The following is a 14,436-nucleotide window of genomic DNA, read 5'->3' as shown; positions in this document are numbered from 1 at the left end:
CGATTCCCCTGTAGTTCAGTCGGTAGAACGGCGGACTGTTAATCCGTATGTCACTGGTTCAAGTCCAGTCAGGGGAGCCATTTAAAAAGTGTTATTTCTGTAAAGTCGATAGCAATATCGCACCCTCTACTCCCCTGTAGTTCAGTCGGTAGAACGGCGGACTGTTAATCCGTATGTCACTGGTTCAAGTCCAGTCAGGGGAGCCAATTTATTCTTCGTTTTGTTCTCGTGCCTTTGCCTCTTCCGGCTTCTAGTTACCCTATTCTTTTCCGTTTTGTTTTTAAGCAAATGCAGTTACACTGTTATCAGCTTATTAATAAAAATTTATGAGTGTCATCACACAGATAGCTGCAGTTAAGTATTCTTGACTTAAACTTATCCTGTTTGAGCTCACCAAAAAAAATAGAGCGGATTTTTATGGCCATGTCAAAATCATATCCAATTTTTTTACTGCTTATTTTCTTAGGTCTTTTTGCTTGGGTATATCAAAGCGAAAATAGCCAATTACAAATCCAACAACAGCAAGAACTGGATAGCTTTAAAACCAGTTTAACCCGCTACCAACAATGGCAAGGTGATGGCGCCGAACTCTTCAAAAAGCTTTCTGAAAATTACCCATTCCAATTTTTCCAATATATTGATGATACCGATGGCCAACTGAGTCATACCGAAGGTCGTTTAGACAGCAAACATCCTCATCCCTTAGCCCGTTTATTTTCTATTGAGCTCAGTCATACACAAAAATTGGCAAGCGGTCGTTTACAAGTCAAACTCAGTGCAAACCAAGCGATTGAAACTTCGATTAGTCATACTAAAAAGCTCGGTGTCATGTTACTGGTGGCTTACCTTATCTTGCTGTTAGTGTTTATTCTGTTAATGTCAAAACATAGGGCGGCGATACGTTATGCTGCTGATTATATTTCAAAAATACCTGAGTTAGGGTTTTCTGCTGTCGCATCATCAAAACTCACAGGTGAGCTCAACCCCATTGGAATATCCCTTGAAGAGTGTCGTCTTCAACTTAAAGCCCAAATCGATAAACTCAATCAAGAGAATGAAAAGCTGCATAAAGCGGCCTATCAAGACACAGTGACGGGTTTTGGTAGTCGCCAGCGCTTTACCCAAAAATTAGAAACCATAAGTAATCCCGATATTCCTCAATTGGGGCTTATGGCAATGGTTAAGGCCACGGAGCTTGCGCAAATCAATCAAAAACAAGGGCGAACTGCGGGGGATGATTATCTTTCAAGGGTGGCAAATTGTATCCGCAAAGCCTGTAGCAAGTATTCAGATGCAGAATGTTTCAGGGTATCGAGCGCTGATTTTGCCATCTTTATTCCTGATGTCATGCTGAAGGATGCGCCAAAATTTTTAGATCAATTAAAAATTTATCTCGATGAATATTTGCAGATGACAAAAGCGGAATCTGTTGCCCATATCGGTTTAGTTCCCTATCACCAAGGTACCGATGCGGTTAATTTACTGACGATTGCGGATACCGCAGTCAGCATAGCGCAGACCCTTGGACCTAATAGCTATCATATCCAAGAAAAACTCAATGGTGACGAGCAGTTTGGTGATGATCGCTGGAAAATGGCGATCAATGATTTAGTCACTCGCCAAGCATTAAAATTCTACCAACAGCCAATTCAGCCCTGCCGAACTGATGTAGAGGTTTACCGCGAGTTGTTGGCGCGCTTTTACAATAGCGAAGGTAAGTTTTTACCGACCACCACAGTGATCGCTATGGCAGAACGTCACGGTATGAGTTCTGAATTAGATAAACTGGTGGTGATCAGTGCATTAAGAATGCTTAAGGAAAACCCGACCATTTCGGGTAACTTTGGCATCAATATCAGCGCATTTTCTGCGCATCAAGATATGTTTGTCGCTTGGCTAAAGGACATTTTAGGCAAGCAAAAATACATCGCCTCGCGCTTAGTATTTGAGATCAATGAGTCAGGTATGCAGTCTAACTTAGGGGCAAGCTATAAGTTCGTTCGCGAAATACATAGCGTTGGATCACGGGTGTCGATAGAGCGTTTTGGCATGAGCTTTACGTCCTTCAAATTCTTCAGTGAAGTGCGTCCAGACTACATAAAGCTTGATGGCAGCTACACATCGAACATTGATGAAGACAGCAATAATAAGTTCTTCGTCCGTATGATGGTGGATGTTGCAAGACGGATAGGCATTCGGGTTATTGCGACCAGCGTCGAACGCCAAGAAGAAAAACTCACCCTCGAAAAACTCTTAGTTGATGGATTGCAAGGCTATTACATAGCACAGCCCCAAGCCATGGCGATTACAGATCAAATTTAATACTTTAACGGGTTAATTCGTCGCCAAAATTTACAGTAAAGATGGTTAACCCTGCATTCTATATGTTGTTTATGCAAACGGAAAAGTCGATAATACGGCCAAGATCCGTTTAGAAAAGTATTGAGATGACTGAATATCTCCTCTTGTTGATCAGTACAGTACTGGTCAACAATTTCGTTTTAGTGAAATTCTTAGGCTTGTGTCCTTTCATGGGGGTCTCCAGTAAACTGGAGTCCGCTATTGGCATGTCTATGGCGACCACTTTTGTGCTGACGTTAGCCTCTATTCTCAGTTACCTCGTCAACCAGTATCTATTATTACCCTTTGATCTGAGCTACCTGCGAACCATGAGCTTCATTTTAGTGATTGCGGTTGTGGTGCAATTTACTGAAATGGTGGTGCAAAAAACCAGTGCTGCACTGCATCGCGCTTTAGGGATTTACCTGCCGCTGATCACAACTAACTGTGCTGTGTTGGGTGTTGCCCTATTGAACGTTAACGAGAAGCACGATTTTATCCAATCGGCTATCTATGGCTTTGGTGCTGCGTTAGGCTTCTCATTAGTGTTAATTCTCTTCTCGGCGATGCGCGAACGTTTAGCAGCCGCAGATGTCCCCTTACCTTTCAAAGGCGGCGCCATAGCGATGATCACCGCAGGTCTTATGTCCCTCGCCTTTATGGGATTCACAGGATTGGTTAAGTAAGATGTCCGGAATTTTAATTGCAGTCATATTGTTGACCCTATTGGCATTAGTCTTTGGACTATTACTCGGTTTTGCCGCCGTTAAATTTAAGGTTGAAGGCAATCCGATTGTTGATGAACTCGAAGCGATTCTGCCACAAACCCAATGTGGTCAATGTGGTTACCCTGGCTGTCGCCCTTATGCTGAAGCGATTGCCAACGGCGATAAAGTCAACAAATGCCCTCCCGGCGGCACTGCCACCATGGAAAAACTGGCGACCCTGATGGGCGTCGAGCCAGAGCCGCTGAATGCCGAAGCACAATCTCAAGTCAAAAAGGTCGCCTACATACGTGAAGACGAATGTATTGGCTGCACTAAGTGTATTCAAGCCTGCCCCGTTGATGCGATTATCGGTGCAGGTAAGCTTATGCATACTGTGTTGACGACCGATTGCACGGGTTGCGATCTCTGTGTTGAGCCTTGTCCCGTCGATTGTATTGATATGATCCCAGTCACCCAGAATCTTAAAAATTGGAACTGGCGCTTAAATGCCATCCCAGTGACTCTCATTCAAGAGATTCAGAACCAAGACCCACAGTTAGAAGAGGAAAAGCGGTGTTAACTTTATTAGATCAATTAGATAAAGGAACCCTTTGGCGCTCACCCGGTGGTATACATCCACCCGAAGTCAAATTCCTCTCGAACGCGACGCCGATTAGCCAACTGCACTTAGCCGCTACGTACTTAGTGCCCATTCCTCAAGTCGGTGAAAACTGCACACTTGCGGTAAACATCGGCGATAGCGTATTAAAAGGCACACCGTTAACTCAAGGTACCTCCATTTGGCATTTACCTGTGCATGCGCCGACATCAGGCACTATCGTTGCCATTGAGCCAAGGGCCAGTAACCATGCTTCAGCATTGCCAGTTAACACTTGCGTTATCCAGGCCGATGGCAAAGACACTTGGTGTGAGCTGGTGCAAAATGATCTTGATGACTTAAGCCATCAACAGATGATCGATAAGATCCGTGCTGCTGGCATTGCAGGCATGGGCGGCGCGGCGTTTCCAACTCATATTAAGCTTAATCCGGTCAGTGAAATTGATTTAGTCATCATCAACGGCGTCGAGTGCGAACCTTATATCAGCGCCGATGACAGATTAATGCGCGAATACAGCCAAGATATCCTCGCCGGTATTGGCATTATTCATCGGCTATTAACGCCAAAACGCATTGTTATCGCCATTGAAGATAATAAGCCAGAAGCGGCAAAAGCCATGCAAGCTGCAGTCGTGCAATGTGGGCTCCCAGCGGACAGCATTCGGGTAACGGTCATTCCGACAAAATATCCTTCTGGTGGTGAAAAGCAGTTAATTCAAATCATTACTGGCCGCGAAGTGCCCTCGGGCGCGATTCCCGCCAAACTCGGTATCGTCGTGCATAACGTCGGCACTGCCTTTGCAATTCATCAAGCGGTTACCCAAGGTAAACCGCTGATTGAGCGCGTTGTGACTGTGACGGGCAAAAATGTCGGTAAACCGGGGAACTACTGGTTACCGATAGGCACACCTGTTGAGCATGTGCTGGCTGCGACTGAGTTCACGCCTGAGCCTGAACAAAAGGTGATTATTGGCGGGCCTATGATGGGCCATGCATTGGCGAATATCCAAGTGCCTATTTTAAAAGGTACTAACTGTATTCTGGTGCCAAGCAGCCAAGAAATAGGAACTACGCCAGAAGAAAAAGCCTGTATCCGCTGCGGCGAATGCGCCAATGCCTGCCCTGCACTCTTATTGCCACAGCAACTCTTTTGGCACGCCAAGGCCGAAGAATATGACAAAGCAGCCAGTTACAATCTAAAGGATTGTATTGAATGCGGTTGTTGTAGTTACGTCTGCCCGAGTGATATTCCCTTAGTCGAGTATTACCGCATTGCCAAATCTGCACTTAAACAAGCCGCCGATGAAAAGCAGCAAGCGGAGCGCGCTAAACAGCGTTTCGATGCCCGTTTAGCGCGTCTTGAAGAAGAAAAGCTTGCCCGTGAAGCTAAGGCCAAAGAAGCCGCAGAGCGCCGACAAGCGACTATGACTGGCACGGATAAAAATGCCGTCGCTGAAGCCATGGCACGGATCGCCGCGAAAAAAGCCGCAGCGGCACAATCAGCAACTGAAGAGTTGTCGACTGAAGAATCATTGAATCATCAATCAAACGTAATAAGCACTGATACGACAGACGCGCCCAAGGGTAAAGCTGCCGTTGCCGCAGCCATCGCCCGCGCTAAGGCGAAGAAAGCCGCCCAAGTGAATGCCAATGGTGCTGATACAAACAATGTGGTGAATGTTGATGCCAGTGATGAATCCTTCTTAGCAACAGATGCTATCGCGCAAGAAACGCCGTTATCTCAGAAGGACAAAGTCGCTGCGGCCATTGCTCGCGCCAAAGCTAAAAAGGCGGCTCAGCAAGCCAATACCGCGCCGTTTGAAACGACTGAAACGGCTGACAGCACACCAAAAGCCAGCGCTGCCGATGATAAAAAGGCCAAAGTGGCTGCCGCAGTCGCGCGGGCAAAAGCCAAGAAAGCGGCGCAGCAAGCAGAAACCGCCGCTAGTGATATTGAAGTTAGCAATACTGAAATTATCGTTAGTGACGTTAATGATTCAGAAGCGATTAAGAAAGCCAAAGTAGCCGCCGCGGTTGCCCGTGCTAAAGCGAAAAAAGCCGCGCAGCAAGTTGAGACAAATGCTGACAATGATTTAACTCAGACCGTGACTCCAGCAGTTGATTCCGCAGCTAGCGTTCAAGCAGATGTGAATGATGATAAAGAAACTGCCGCTACTGACGTTAACGACGCTGAAGCGATTAAAAAGGCCAAAGTGGCCGCCGCTGTTGCTCGTGCTAAAGCGAAGAAAATAGCTGCGGCATCAGCAGCTGAGTCTGAAATAGAGTCCGTTGACGACATTCAAACTAAAGCTAACATGGCATCGCCGTCGATAGCAGCAGCCAAACCTGAAGCCGTTTTACCATCCGCAGAACCCATTGAAACGGCAGCCTTATCAGGCGATGAGCTTAAAAAAGCACGGATTGCTGCGACTATCGCCAAGGCAAAAGCCAAAAAAGCGGCACTCGCCCAAGAAGCCGGAGCTTCGAGCGATTCAAGTGTTGCTAATGATTAAGAACAGAATGATAAAAAGGGAACACAATGGCGTTTAAAATAGCCTCATCACCCCATGTTACACGTAATTTGCATACCTCAACTGTGATGCAAAGGGTGATTTTATGTTTACTGCCGGGCCTTGTGGTGCAATGCGCCTTTTTTGGCTGGGGCACGCTTGTTCAAGTGCTGCTTGCGATTATAGTTGCCTTAAGCTGTGAGGCTGCGGTGATGAAACTTCGCAATCGTAATATCAAAGCCAGCCTTAGCGATAACAGCGCCATGCTGACCGCAATCTTGATTGGTGTCGCCATTCCTCCCCTAGCACCTTGGTGGATGATAGTGATGGGCACCGCCTTTGCGATCGTTATCGTTAAGCACCTTTACGGCGGTTTAGGCCATAACCTGTTTAACCCTGCAATGGCGGCGTATGTATTGCTGCTAATCTCATTCCCAGTGCAAATGACCACTTGGATAGCACCGAGTACCGTTGCGCTGCATTCACCTAGCCTAGCTGAGAGCTTGCAACTTATCTTCAACATTGGCGCCCACGTTAACTTGGAACAGTTTCGTTTAGGGATAGATGGCATCGCAATGGCGACGCCACTCGATACCCTTAAAACCGATTTATCCCTAGGATTAACCACCACAGAAAGCCTGACTAAAGCCATTTTTGATGGCAGCACAGGCGTAGGTTGGTTCTGGGTGAATTTAGCTTATCTGGCTGGCGGTTTAGTGTTACTTAAACTGAAAGCCATTCGTTGGCACATCAGTACTGGCGTGTTATTGGGGCTCTTTGTTGCATCAAGTATCGGTTTCTTACTGTCGCCCGATACCCAAGGCAGTCCCCTATTACATTTGTTTTCTGGCGCGACCATGTTAGCGGCATTTTTTATCGCAACCGATCCCGTCACAGCTGCAACCAGCCCCCGAGGTCGCATTATCTTCGGCGCGTTAATTGGTGTGTTGGTGTACATCATCCGCATTAAAGGCGGTTACCCTGACGCCTTTGCCTTTGCCGTGTTATTGGCTAACCTCTGCGCCCCCTTTATTGACTACTATGTGCGGCCACGCACCTATGGTCATTCAGCTAGCTAAGGCCATTGGGCGGACTACAGTCATGCTACAAGATAATGTCATTCTGCTGGCAACGAGAGCTTAAGGAAAAAGAGTTGAAAAATCCGATGATTAAAAATGGTTTTTTATTGGCGCTGTTTGCCTTGATTTGCACGGGTCTCGTCGCCGCGGTCAATCAACAAACCTTTGACAAGATTAAGCAGCAAGAACAACAGGAATTGATGCGAGTATTGCAACAATTAATCCCTGATGAAATACATGATAATGAGCTTACCGCTCAGTGTACCTTGCTATTAAACAAAGAAGCATTAGGCACGGATAGTCCAATGCCGGCCTATATTGCTACCCATGCAGGCAAGCCTGTCGCTATCGCCATGGAAGCCATAGCACCCGATGGCTATAGCGGTAATATCAAATTAATTGTTGGAATTAATATCCAAGGTGAAGTCTTAGGCGTACGTACCTTGTCCCACCAAGAAACCCCTGGGCTGGGTGACAAAATTGAACTACGTAAATCGAATTGGGTCACTCAGTTTGTTGGTAAAGTATTGGGCTCTGAAGATGATAAGCAATGGTTAGTTAAAAAAGATGGCGGCGATTTTGACCAATTTACCGGTGCAACCATCACCCCGCGCGCTTATGTTAAAGCAGTCAAAAACGCGGTATGGTATTTCAGCACTAACCAAGCACAAATTTTCAGCCAGCCGCTAAATTGTGAGGCCAACCATGACTAATTATCGCGAAATTGCGTGGCAAGGACTGTGGAAAAACAACCCAGGCCTAGTGCAACTGTTAGGTTTATGTCCGCTACTTGCGGTTACTGCAACGATCACTAACGCCCTTGGCCTTGGTCTAGCCACTATGCTGGTGCTGATTGGCTCTAACATTTTGGTATCACTGGTGCGCGACTATGTACCCAAAGAAATTCGTATTCCTGTGTTTGTGATGATCATCGCCGCGCTAGTCACCACAGTGCAACTGCTCATCAATGCCTATGCCTACGGCCTGTATTTATCCCTTGGGATCTTCCTGCCATTAATTGTGACGAACTGCATCATCATCGGCCGCGCCGAAGCCTTTGCCTCGCGTAATAATGCGTTTAGTGCCGCCTTCGATGGTCTAATGATGGGCCTTGGTTTTACTTTAGTGCTTACAGTGCTGGGCGCAACGCGGGAAATCTTAGGTCAAGGCACACTGTTTGATGGTGCGGATCAACTGCTCGGCCCATGGGCTAAATCGTTAACCATGCATCTATGGCAAGTCGATACCCCATTTCTCCTTGCTATGTTGCCACCCGGCGCATTTATCGTGATGGGATTATTGATTGCATTGAAAAATGTGATTGATAAAAAAGTCAAAGAACGCCAACCTCAAGTCGCCGCAGAGCCGAGTATTACCCGCGCACGGATCACTAAGGTAGGTTAGGCTTTCAAGTAACGACAGGCATTATGGCGATCAGATATGCCCTAGTGTTAACGCGTTTAATGTGTGCCTAGCACATGATTAGCGGCAAAACTCAAAGCATAAGAAAATCAGCGAACGTGGGTTGTAAACTCATCAATCATCATTAATAAGATAGTGATAATGAACGGTTGAGAGTTGAAACCCACCACAGCGCAGGAATCGTACATGAATCAAGAAAAACGTATCCAGATCCTCACTCGTCTTCGCGATAACAATCCCAAACCTGAAACCGAACTCAATTTTTCAAGTCCCTTCGAACTGCTAGTGGCAGTGACGTTATCGGCCCAAGCAACAGATGTGAGTGTTAACAAGGCAACGGATAAACTCTTTCCTGTGGCGAACACGGCCCACAGCATTTATGCCCTTGGCGTAGAGGGTTTAAAGCAATACATAAAAACCATAGGCTTATATAACAACAAAGCCATCAATGTGATCAAAGCCTGTGAGATCTTAATTGAGAAATACAATGGCGAAGTGCCAGAAAACCGCGAAGCCCTAGAGTCTCTGCCCGGCGTTGGCCGCAAGACGGCTAACGTGGTACTAAACACTGCGTTTGGTTGGCCAACCATCGCCGTAGACACCCATATTTTTCGCCTCGCCAATCGCACTAAATTCGCGCCCGGCAAGAACGTAGTCGAAGTGGAAGAGAAAATGCTAAAAGTCGTGCCGGCGGAATTTAAAGTCGATGTACACCACTGGTTTATCCTGCATGGCCGCTACACTTGCCTTGCGCGCAAACCCCGCTGTGGCAGCTGTATCATTGAAGACTTGTGTGAGTTTAAAGAAAAAATTTATCCTGAAGAGTAAACCCAAGCCAGTTAGCCTTGGCTTTTCTTCTCGAGCAAACTGACTAGCTCTTCATATTTTGGCCCTTGCCCAAATTGCGGCAAGGCCACTGCAAAAACCACGATTCCAAAGGCCATATAAATGGCGAATTCATTGACCCACAAGCCAGATATCGTCAGCCCAGTACCCAGCACGACTAATGTAATCACAGCTAATCGCACTTTCTGCGCCATCTGTACTTTTCGCTTGGCCGACGCAATTAATGCTATTTCAGTTTCGCTAAACAACATCTTCAAATCCTTGTTAAGTTTTACATGCATTAAATCACAGACAAACAAAAAGCCGCAATAGCGGCTTTTTTGCTTAACTTGGAACTGGGTTAACTCAAACTTGTATTAGTCGTTAAAACATTGAAACAAAGAACGCACTAAAAAATAAAGCAATAACAACTGTGGTGCCTAAAGCCATTTTAAGTTCGGTGTTCATCATTCACTCTCCTAGTTGGTATGGCTACATTATTATCAACCCAGTGATAAAAACCCATGTTTGTATCTGTGTTTTGTGAGCGATAGCCAATTTATCGGCAATTTTCTCTTCTAAATCCTGAAAATTCCTCTTACAGACAATCATTTCCCTATCCTAAGCTTTAATCTGGGTCAAGCGCAGTAAAAACAATGGCTGACATTTATCGAGGTCCATCTACGGATTTTTGGTATACTCCACCCCGTAATCTATTTAGAGAGAGGACCTATGTCGCAACTATTACATACTATGATCCGCGTCGGTAACTTAGAACGCAGTATTGCTTTTTATACTGAAGTGCTCGGCATGAAGCTACTTCGCACCTCTGAAAATCCAGAGTACAAATATTCTTTAGCTTTCGTGGGTTACGGTGAAGAATCCACAGGCCAAGCCGTGGTTGAACTCACCTATAACTGGGGCACTGACAAATACGATTTAGGCACAGGCTTTGGCCACTTAGCGATTGGCGATGAAGATATCTACGCCCGTTGCGCTGCGATTGCCGCAGCCGGTGGCAAAGTGACTCGCGCCCCAGGTCCTGTCGCAGGTGGTACCACTGAGATTGCGTTTGTTGAAGATCCAGACGGTTATAAAATTGAGTTTATTCAAATGAAATCAGCGACTCAAGGTTTAGGTTAAGTCCTGTCAACTGAACCCGAAAAATAGCTGAGCAAGACTATTTATTCAGCGAAAAATGCCGGATCTTCATTCGGCATTTTTGTTTTTATACTTTAGATCTCACGTTAGGCACAAAGAAACATAAATCAAGCCAGTGATTTACTGCTCGCGCCATGCGTTTAAACCGACTTTATCGAAGCTTTATCTTGTGTCAGCTTTCGCTCGGTTTTGTTCGCCACTTTACGGCTGAAATGACGTTTAAACCAAGGCGTGCGCCACAGCAGCAACACACTAAAACCTACGATATACAGACTTGGTTCGATGATTTCTGATTTTACCGACCAGTAAAAATGGATTGGCGCCAATATCGCGACTAAATACACCGCATAGTGCAAGGTTTGCCAACGACGTCCCATCTTACGCATCAAGGCTTTAAACGAAGTTATCGCCAAAGCGGTGACGATAAGATAAGCCACTGCACCGACTAAAATATACGGCCGTTTTACCACTTCACTAAACAGTAATTCCCAAGCAAACAACAGATCTAAACTAAAAAAGGCCAAGATATGTAAAGTGGCATAGGCAAACACATATAACCCCACTAAACGGCGGGTCTGCATCAACAACCCTTGCTTAGTCAACTTGGCAATCGGTGAGATCAGTAAGGTCGCCGCTAGCGCATTTAATGCGCCTATGCCTGTGTAGTGAATAATGTGCTGCACGGGATCGCCACCCGCACGGCCAAGCACCACAGTGAACACAAGGTAGACGATGGGCACTAAACCCAACAAATGAAATAACGCCTTTAGCCAAAACAAGTGCTTAGCGGTTAATCTCAACATAGGTTGTCCCCGCTTAATGGCGAATATCCAAACAACAAACCAATCATCAATAGTATTTCCTCAGATCCATGCCGTCATACAGTGAAGCCACAAACTCGCCGTAACCGTTGAACGGCTGAGTATCGATGCGGGTTGCTGAAAACAATCCCCCCTCGCCGATACGACGCTCTGTGGCCTGCGACCAGCGTGGATGATCCACCGCCGGATTAACGTTGGCATAAAATCCATACTCGTGTGAAGCAAGCTGATTCCAGCTGGTCGGCGGTTGTTTATCCATGACGCGAATTCGCACGATTGATTTAATGCTCTTAAAGCCATATTTCCACGGCACCACTAAGCGAATGGGCGCACCGTTCTGCGGTGGCAAGGTTTTACCGTACAACCCCACCGACATTAAGGTTAAATCGTTCATTGCTTCGGCTATCGTGAGGCCTTCAACATAGGGATAATGAATACCACCGCCCATTAATCGGCTCTTCTGCCCCGGCATTTGCTCGGGATCAAAAGCGGTTTCGAAGGCGACATACTTGCCCTTACTGGTGACGCCAACCTTTTTTAATAACGCCGCCAGCGGGAACCCCACCCAAGGGATCACCATAGACCAAGCTTCAACGCAGCGCAGGCGATAGTTACGCTCCTCAAGCGGGAAAATTTTAGTCAGATCATTAAAATCTAAGGTCATGGGCCGTTCAACTTCACCTTCGATACGCAGTTGCCAAGGGTCGACTTTAAAGCCTTGGGCATTATTGAAGGGATCTTGCTTATCCGTACCAAATTCGTAGAAATTATTATGCTGCGTCACTTTATCAAACGGGGTTAACACATCGGCGTCACCGTACTGCTTATTGGATTGAAACGTCAGTGGCGTAGTGATAAATGAGGACTTAGGTTGATCGCCAAATAGATCGAATAATCCGGCCTGCACGTAACCTGGCACACTGGCGCCGATAGCACCGAGTCCCATGGCTTTTACAATTTGCCGACGCGAGCGAAATACCGCTTCGGGCGTCACTTGGTTGTCTTGCATGTGCCACTGCGCTTTTTTAAGAATACCTGGGGTAAAACGGGAATGTTTAGCCAATTGACACCTCTACCATCCAATGATTAAAGCTACCGAGTCGCGATAAAAACCTTCTCTGGCGCTCTTCTGTATCGCTCACTCTTATATAGACAGGTAAAAGCCAGAAAAACTTTCCACCCGTGAATAAATTCACCTTAAACGTATAAGACTTGCTCATTCAAGCATTAAGCGCAGATATAGTTGATTAAAGGGCTTGAAGCCTGTTGGGGGGCATGCGAACCTAAGCGCCAAAGCTAAAGGAGTGCTATTGATCATGCCATTTTCTCAATCTTTTTCTGTCGCCGAAATCATCGGCCTTCTCGCCATTGCCTTCTTAGGCCTGTTGATCGGTGCTCTGCTCAATCAAAAACTCACCCGCCAACGCTGGCAACTACACAAAGACCAACTTGAGCAAGAAATGCGTCAAGTAAATGAAGATGCAGAATTATCCTTAGCACAACAGCAAATTTTGGTCGATGACAAAGAAGCGCAATTACGTCAATACCAGCAACGCCTTGAGCTCAAAATTGAACAACTGGGCAAAGCCGAGGCCTTAGCCGAACGCGTTCCCACCTTAGAGCAGCAATTAAATGATAGCCAGCGCCGTCAGTTAGAGATCCAATTAGCCCTGTCGAAATCCAATGCCATGCAGCAAACCATTCAAGCCAAGGCCGATGCCCAGCAAGAATCGCTGCAGGATAAAATTGCCAGCTTAGAATCGGCCGAAGTGCGTTTACAAACCCAATTTGAAAACCTCGCAAACCGTATTTTTGAAGAACGTAGCGAAAACTTTAAGCACCAAAATGCCAGCCAACTCGAAGGCGTACTTGGGCCATTAAAACAACAACTTGAAGGATTCAGACAGCAAATTCGTGAATCCTACACCCACGAACAATCCGAGCGCAGCGCCCTCAAACATCAGCTTGAGCACTTAAGGGAGCTCAACCTTAAGATGAGCCAAGATGCTATCAACCTGACCAAAGCGCTCAAGGGCGATAACAAGCAACAAGGTAATTGGGGTGAAGTGATCCTCGATCGCGTATTGCAGGAAAGCGGCCTACGTGAAGGCCATGAGTACCATACTCAGCAAGATCTCAAGGATGATAGCGGTAAACGCTTTAAGCCGGATGTGATTGTGCATCTGCCAGAAAATAAAGATGTGGTCATCGATGCTAAGATGTCGTTAGTCAGTTATGAGCGCTACTTCAACAGTGAAGATCCGGCACTGCGCCAACAGGCCATTAACGAGCATGTCATTTCAATTCGCAGTCACATTAAAGGCTTAAGTCAAAAGGATTATCAACATCTGCATGGCCTTAAGAGTCTCGATTATGTGTTGATGTTTATTCCTATCGAACCGGCATTTTTACTGGCATTGGAGCATGATCCTAGCCTAGTCAATTTTGCCCTTGAGCAGAATATCATGCTTGTTAGTCCAACGAATTTGTTGGTAGCCCTGCGCACAATTAACAATATTTGGCGCTACGAATATCAAAATCAACACGCACAAACCATTGCAAAACAAGCGGGTCGAATTTACGACAAGTTATGTGGTTATATTGAAGACATGGAAAAACTCGGCCGCGCCTTAGATAATGCGGAGAAAACCTATCACAGTGCAATGAACAAGCTGTCATCGGGCAAAGGCAATCTAGTGCGTCAAGCCCATTTAATGCAGCAGCTCGGGGTCGATACCAGCAAACAACTGGATAAAATGCTGCTAGAAAAAGCACTCAATGAAGCCCAAGACGATAACGACACTCAGGATGACGACGCTGAACTTAATCTATCGCATACCCGCGATCCTAAGGACACGGAACTCGAACCTGTCGAGTGCAATGATAGATAACAAGAATTGAACACCCATTAATTACCTCAAATCGATACGGACATGTCGATTGATACCTTGA

13 protein-coding genes and 2 tRNA genes are annotated in these 14,436 nt (G+C 46.1%); 12 read left to right on the top strand and 3 right to left on the bottom strand.

The genetic code is table 11. The features are described from left to right. Positions 1-4 precede the first annotated feature (4 nt). The 10 genes from HGO26_RS10925 (at position 5) to nth (ending at position 9,505) form a co-directional block, all read left to right on the top strand. Positions 5-80: transfer RNA gene (locus HGO26_RS10925), tRNA-Asn, on the top strand. A 50-nt stretch (positions 81-130) separates the two neighbouring features. Beyond that, positions 131-206: transfer RNA gene (locus HGO26_RS10920), tRNA-Asn, on the top strand. A gap of 211 nt (positions 207-417) precedes the next feature. Continuing rightward, positions 418-2,322, top strand: a complete 1,905-nt coding sequence (locus HGO26_RS10915) for a bifunctional diguanylate cyclase/phosphodiesterase (RefSeq protein ID WP_168825149.1) — start codon at positions 418-420, stop codon at positions 2,320-2,322. A 125-nt stretch (positions 2,323-2,447) separates the two neighbouring features. Next, complete coding sequence (rsxA, locus tag HGO26_RS10910) at positions 2,448-3,026, top strand: electron transport complex subunit RsxA (protein WP_006081543.1); 579 nt, start codon at positions 2,448-2,450, stop codon at positions 3,024-3,026. 1 nt (position 3,027) lies between these two features. Next, positions 3,028-3,627, top strand: coding sequence for an electron transport complex subunit RsxB (rsxB, locus tag HGO26_RS10905; RefSeq protein WP_063884360.1), 600 nt, complete (start codon positions 3,028-3,030; stop codon positions 3,625-3,627). Next, a complete protein-coding gene (rsxC, locus tag HGO26_RS10900; RefSeq protein ID WP_168825148.1) occupies positions 3,621-6,179 on the top strand; it encodes an electron transport complex subunit RsxC in 2,559 nt (852 codons plus the stop codon). The genes rsxB and rsxC overlap by 7 nt, the downstream gene beginning before the upstream one ends. Before the next feature lie 26 nt (positions 6,180-6,205). Next, positions 6,206-7,255, top strand: a complete 1,050-nt coding sequence (gene rsxD, locus HGO26_RS10895; RefSeq protein WP_028760017.1) for an electron transport complex subunit RsxD — start codon at positions 6,206-6,208, stop codon at positions 7,253-7,255. A gap of 74 nt (positions 7,256-7,329) precedes the next feature. After that, a complete protein-coding gene (gene rsxG, locus HGO26_RS10890; RefSeq protein WP_211085892.1) occupies positions 7,330-7,968 on the top strand; it encodes an electron transport complex subunit RsxG in 639 nt (212 codons plus the stop codon). Further along, positions 7,961-8,659: an electron transport complex subunit E gene (locus HGO26_RS10885; protein ID WP_168825146.1), complete on the top strand. Its 699-nt coding sequence runs from the start codon at positions 7,961-7,963 to the stop codon at positions 8,657-8,659. The genes rsxG and HGO26_RS10885 overlap by 8 nt, the downstream gene beginning before the upstream one ends. Before the next feature lie 204 nt (positions 8,660-8,863). Further along, a complete protein-coding gene (gene nth, locus HGO26_RS10880; protein WP_168825144.1) occupies positions 8,864-9,505 on the top strand; it encodes an endonuclease III in 642 nt (213 codons plus the stop codon). Between the two features lie 11 nt (positions 9,506-9,516). On the opposite strand, the gene HGO26_RS10875 is transcribed toward nth, so the two are convergent. Beyond that, positions 9,517-9,774 carry a hypothetical protein gene (locus HGO26_RS10875; RefSeq protein WP_168825142.1) on the bottom strand — a complete coding sequence of 86 codons (258 nt, stop codon included), beginning with the start codon at positions 9,772-9,774 and terminating at the stop codon, positions 9,517-9,519. A gap of 460 nt (positions 9,775-10,234) precedes the next feature. On the opposite strand from HGO26_RS10875, the gene gloA reads away from it, so the two are divergent. Beyond that, on the top strand, positions 10,235-10,645 hold the full coding sequence (gene gloA, locus HGO26_RS10870) for a lactoylglutathione lyase (RefSeq protein WP_006087315.1): 411 nt from the start codon (positions 10,235-10,237) through the stop codon (positions 10,643-10,645). A gap of 158 nt (positions 10,646-10,803) precedes the next feature. On the opposite strand, the gene msrQ is transcribed toward gloA, so the two are convergent. Beyond that, the gene (gene msrQ / locus HGO26_RS10865) at positions 10,804-11,466 is read right to left on the bottom strand and encodes a protein-methionine-sulfoxide reductase heme-binding subunit MsrQ (protein WP_168825140.1); all 663 of its coding nucleotides are present in this window, start codon (positions 11,464-11,466) and stop codon (positions 10,804-10,806) included. Positions 11,467-11,512: 46 nt separating this feature from the next. After that, positions 11,513-12,547 carry a protein-methionine-sulfoxide reductase catalytic subunit MsrP gene (msrP, locus tag HGO26_RS10860; protein ID WP_168825138.1) on the bottom strand — a complete coding sequence of 345 codons (1,035 nt, stop codon included), beginning with the start codon at positions 12,545-12,547 and terminating at the stop codon, positions 11,513-11,515. Positions 12,548-12,800: 253 nt separating this feature from the next. On the opposite strand from msrP, the gene rmuC reads away from it, so the two are divergent. Then, a complete protein-coding gene (gene rmuC / locus HGO26_RS10855) occupies positions 12,801-14,375 on the top strand; it encodes a DNA recombination protein RmuC (RefSeq protein ID WP_113939637.1) in 1,575 nt (524 codons plus the stop codon). Positions 14,376-14,436 lie beyond the last annotated feature (61 nt).

This window comes from Shewanella oncorhynchi, from assembly GCF_012584455.1.
GTDB lineage: Bacteria > Pseudomonadota > Gammaproteobacteria > Enterobacterales > Shewanellaceae > Shewanella > Shewanella oncorhynchi.
Note: the sequence above shows the minus strand (reverse complement) of the source record. Positions and strands in the feature narration are given on the sequence as shown.

Excerpts from the sequence above, each read along its gene's own strand:
- HGO26_RS10915 (WP_168825149.1), top strand. The coding sequence starts at position 418 with ATGGCCATGTCAAAATCATATCCAATTTTTTTACTGCTTATTTTCTTA.
- rsxA (WP_006081543.1), top strand. The coding sequence starts at position 2,448 with ATGACTGAATATCTCCTCTTGTTGATCAGTACAGTACTGGTCAACAAT.
- rsxB (WP_063884360.1), top strand. The coding sequence starts at position 3,028 with ATGTCCGGAATTTTAATTGCAGTCATATTGTTGACCCTATTGGCATTA.
- rsxD (WP_028760017.1), top strand. The coding sequence starts at position 6,206 with ATGGCGTTTAAAATAGCCTCATCACCCCATGTTACACGTAATTTGCAT.
- HGO26_RS10885 (WP_168825146.1), top strand. The coding sequence starts at position 7,961 with ATGACTAATTATCGCGAAATTGCGTGGCAAGGACTGTGGAAAAACAAC.
- nth (WP_168825144.1), top strand. The coding sequence starts at position 8,864 with ATGAATCAAGAAAAACGTATCCAGATCCTCACTCGTCTTCGCGATAAC.
- HGO26_RS10875 (WP_168825142.1), bottom strand. The coding sequence starts at position 9,774 with ATGTTGTTTAGCGAAACTGAAATAGCATTAATTGCGTCGGCCAAGCGA.
- gloA (WP_006087315.1), top strand. The coding sequence starts at position 10,235 with ATGTCGCAACTATTACATACTATGATCCGCGTCGGTAACTTAGAACGC.
- msrQ (WP_168825140.1), bottom strand. The coding sequence starts at position 11,466 with ATGTTGAGATTAACCGCTAAGCACTTGTTTTGGCTAAAGGCGTTATTT.
- rmuC (WP_113939637.1), top strand. The coding sequence starts at position 12,801 with ATGCCATTTTCTCAATCTTTTTCTGTCGCCGAAATCATCGGCCTTCTC.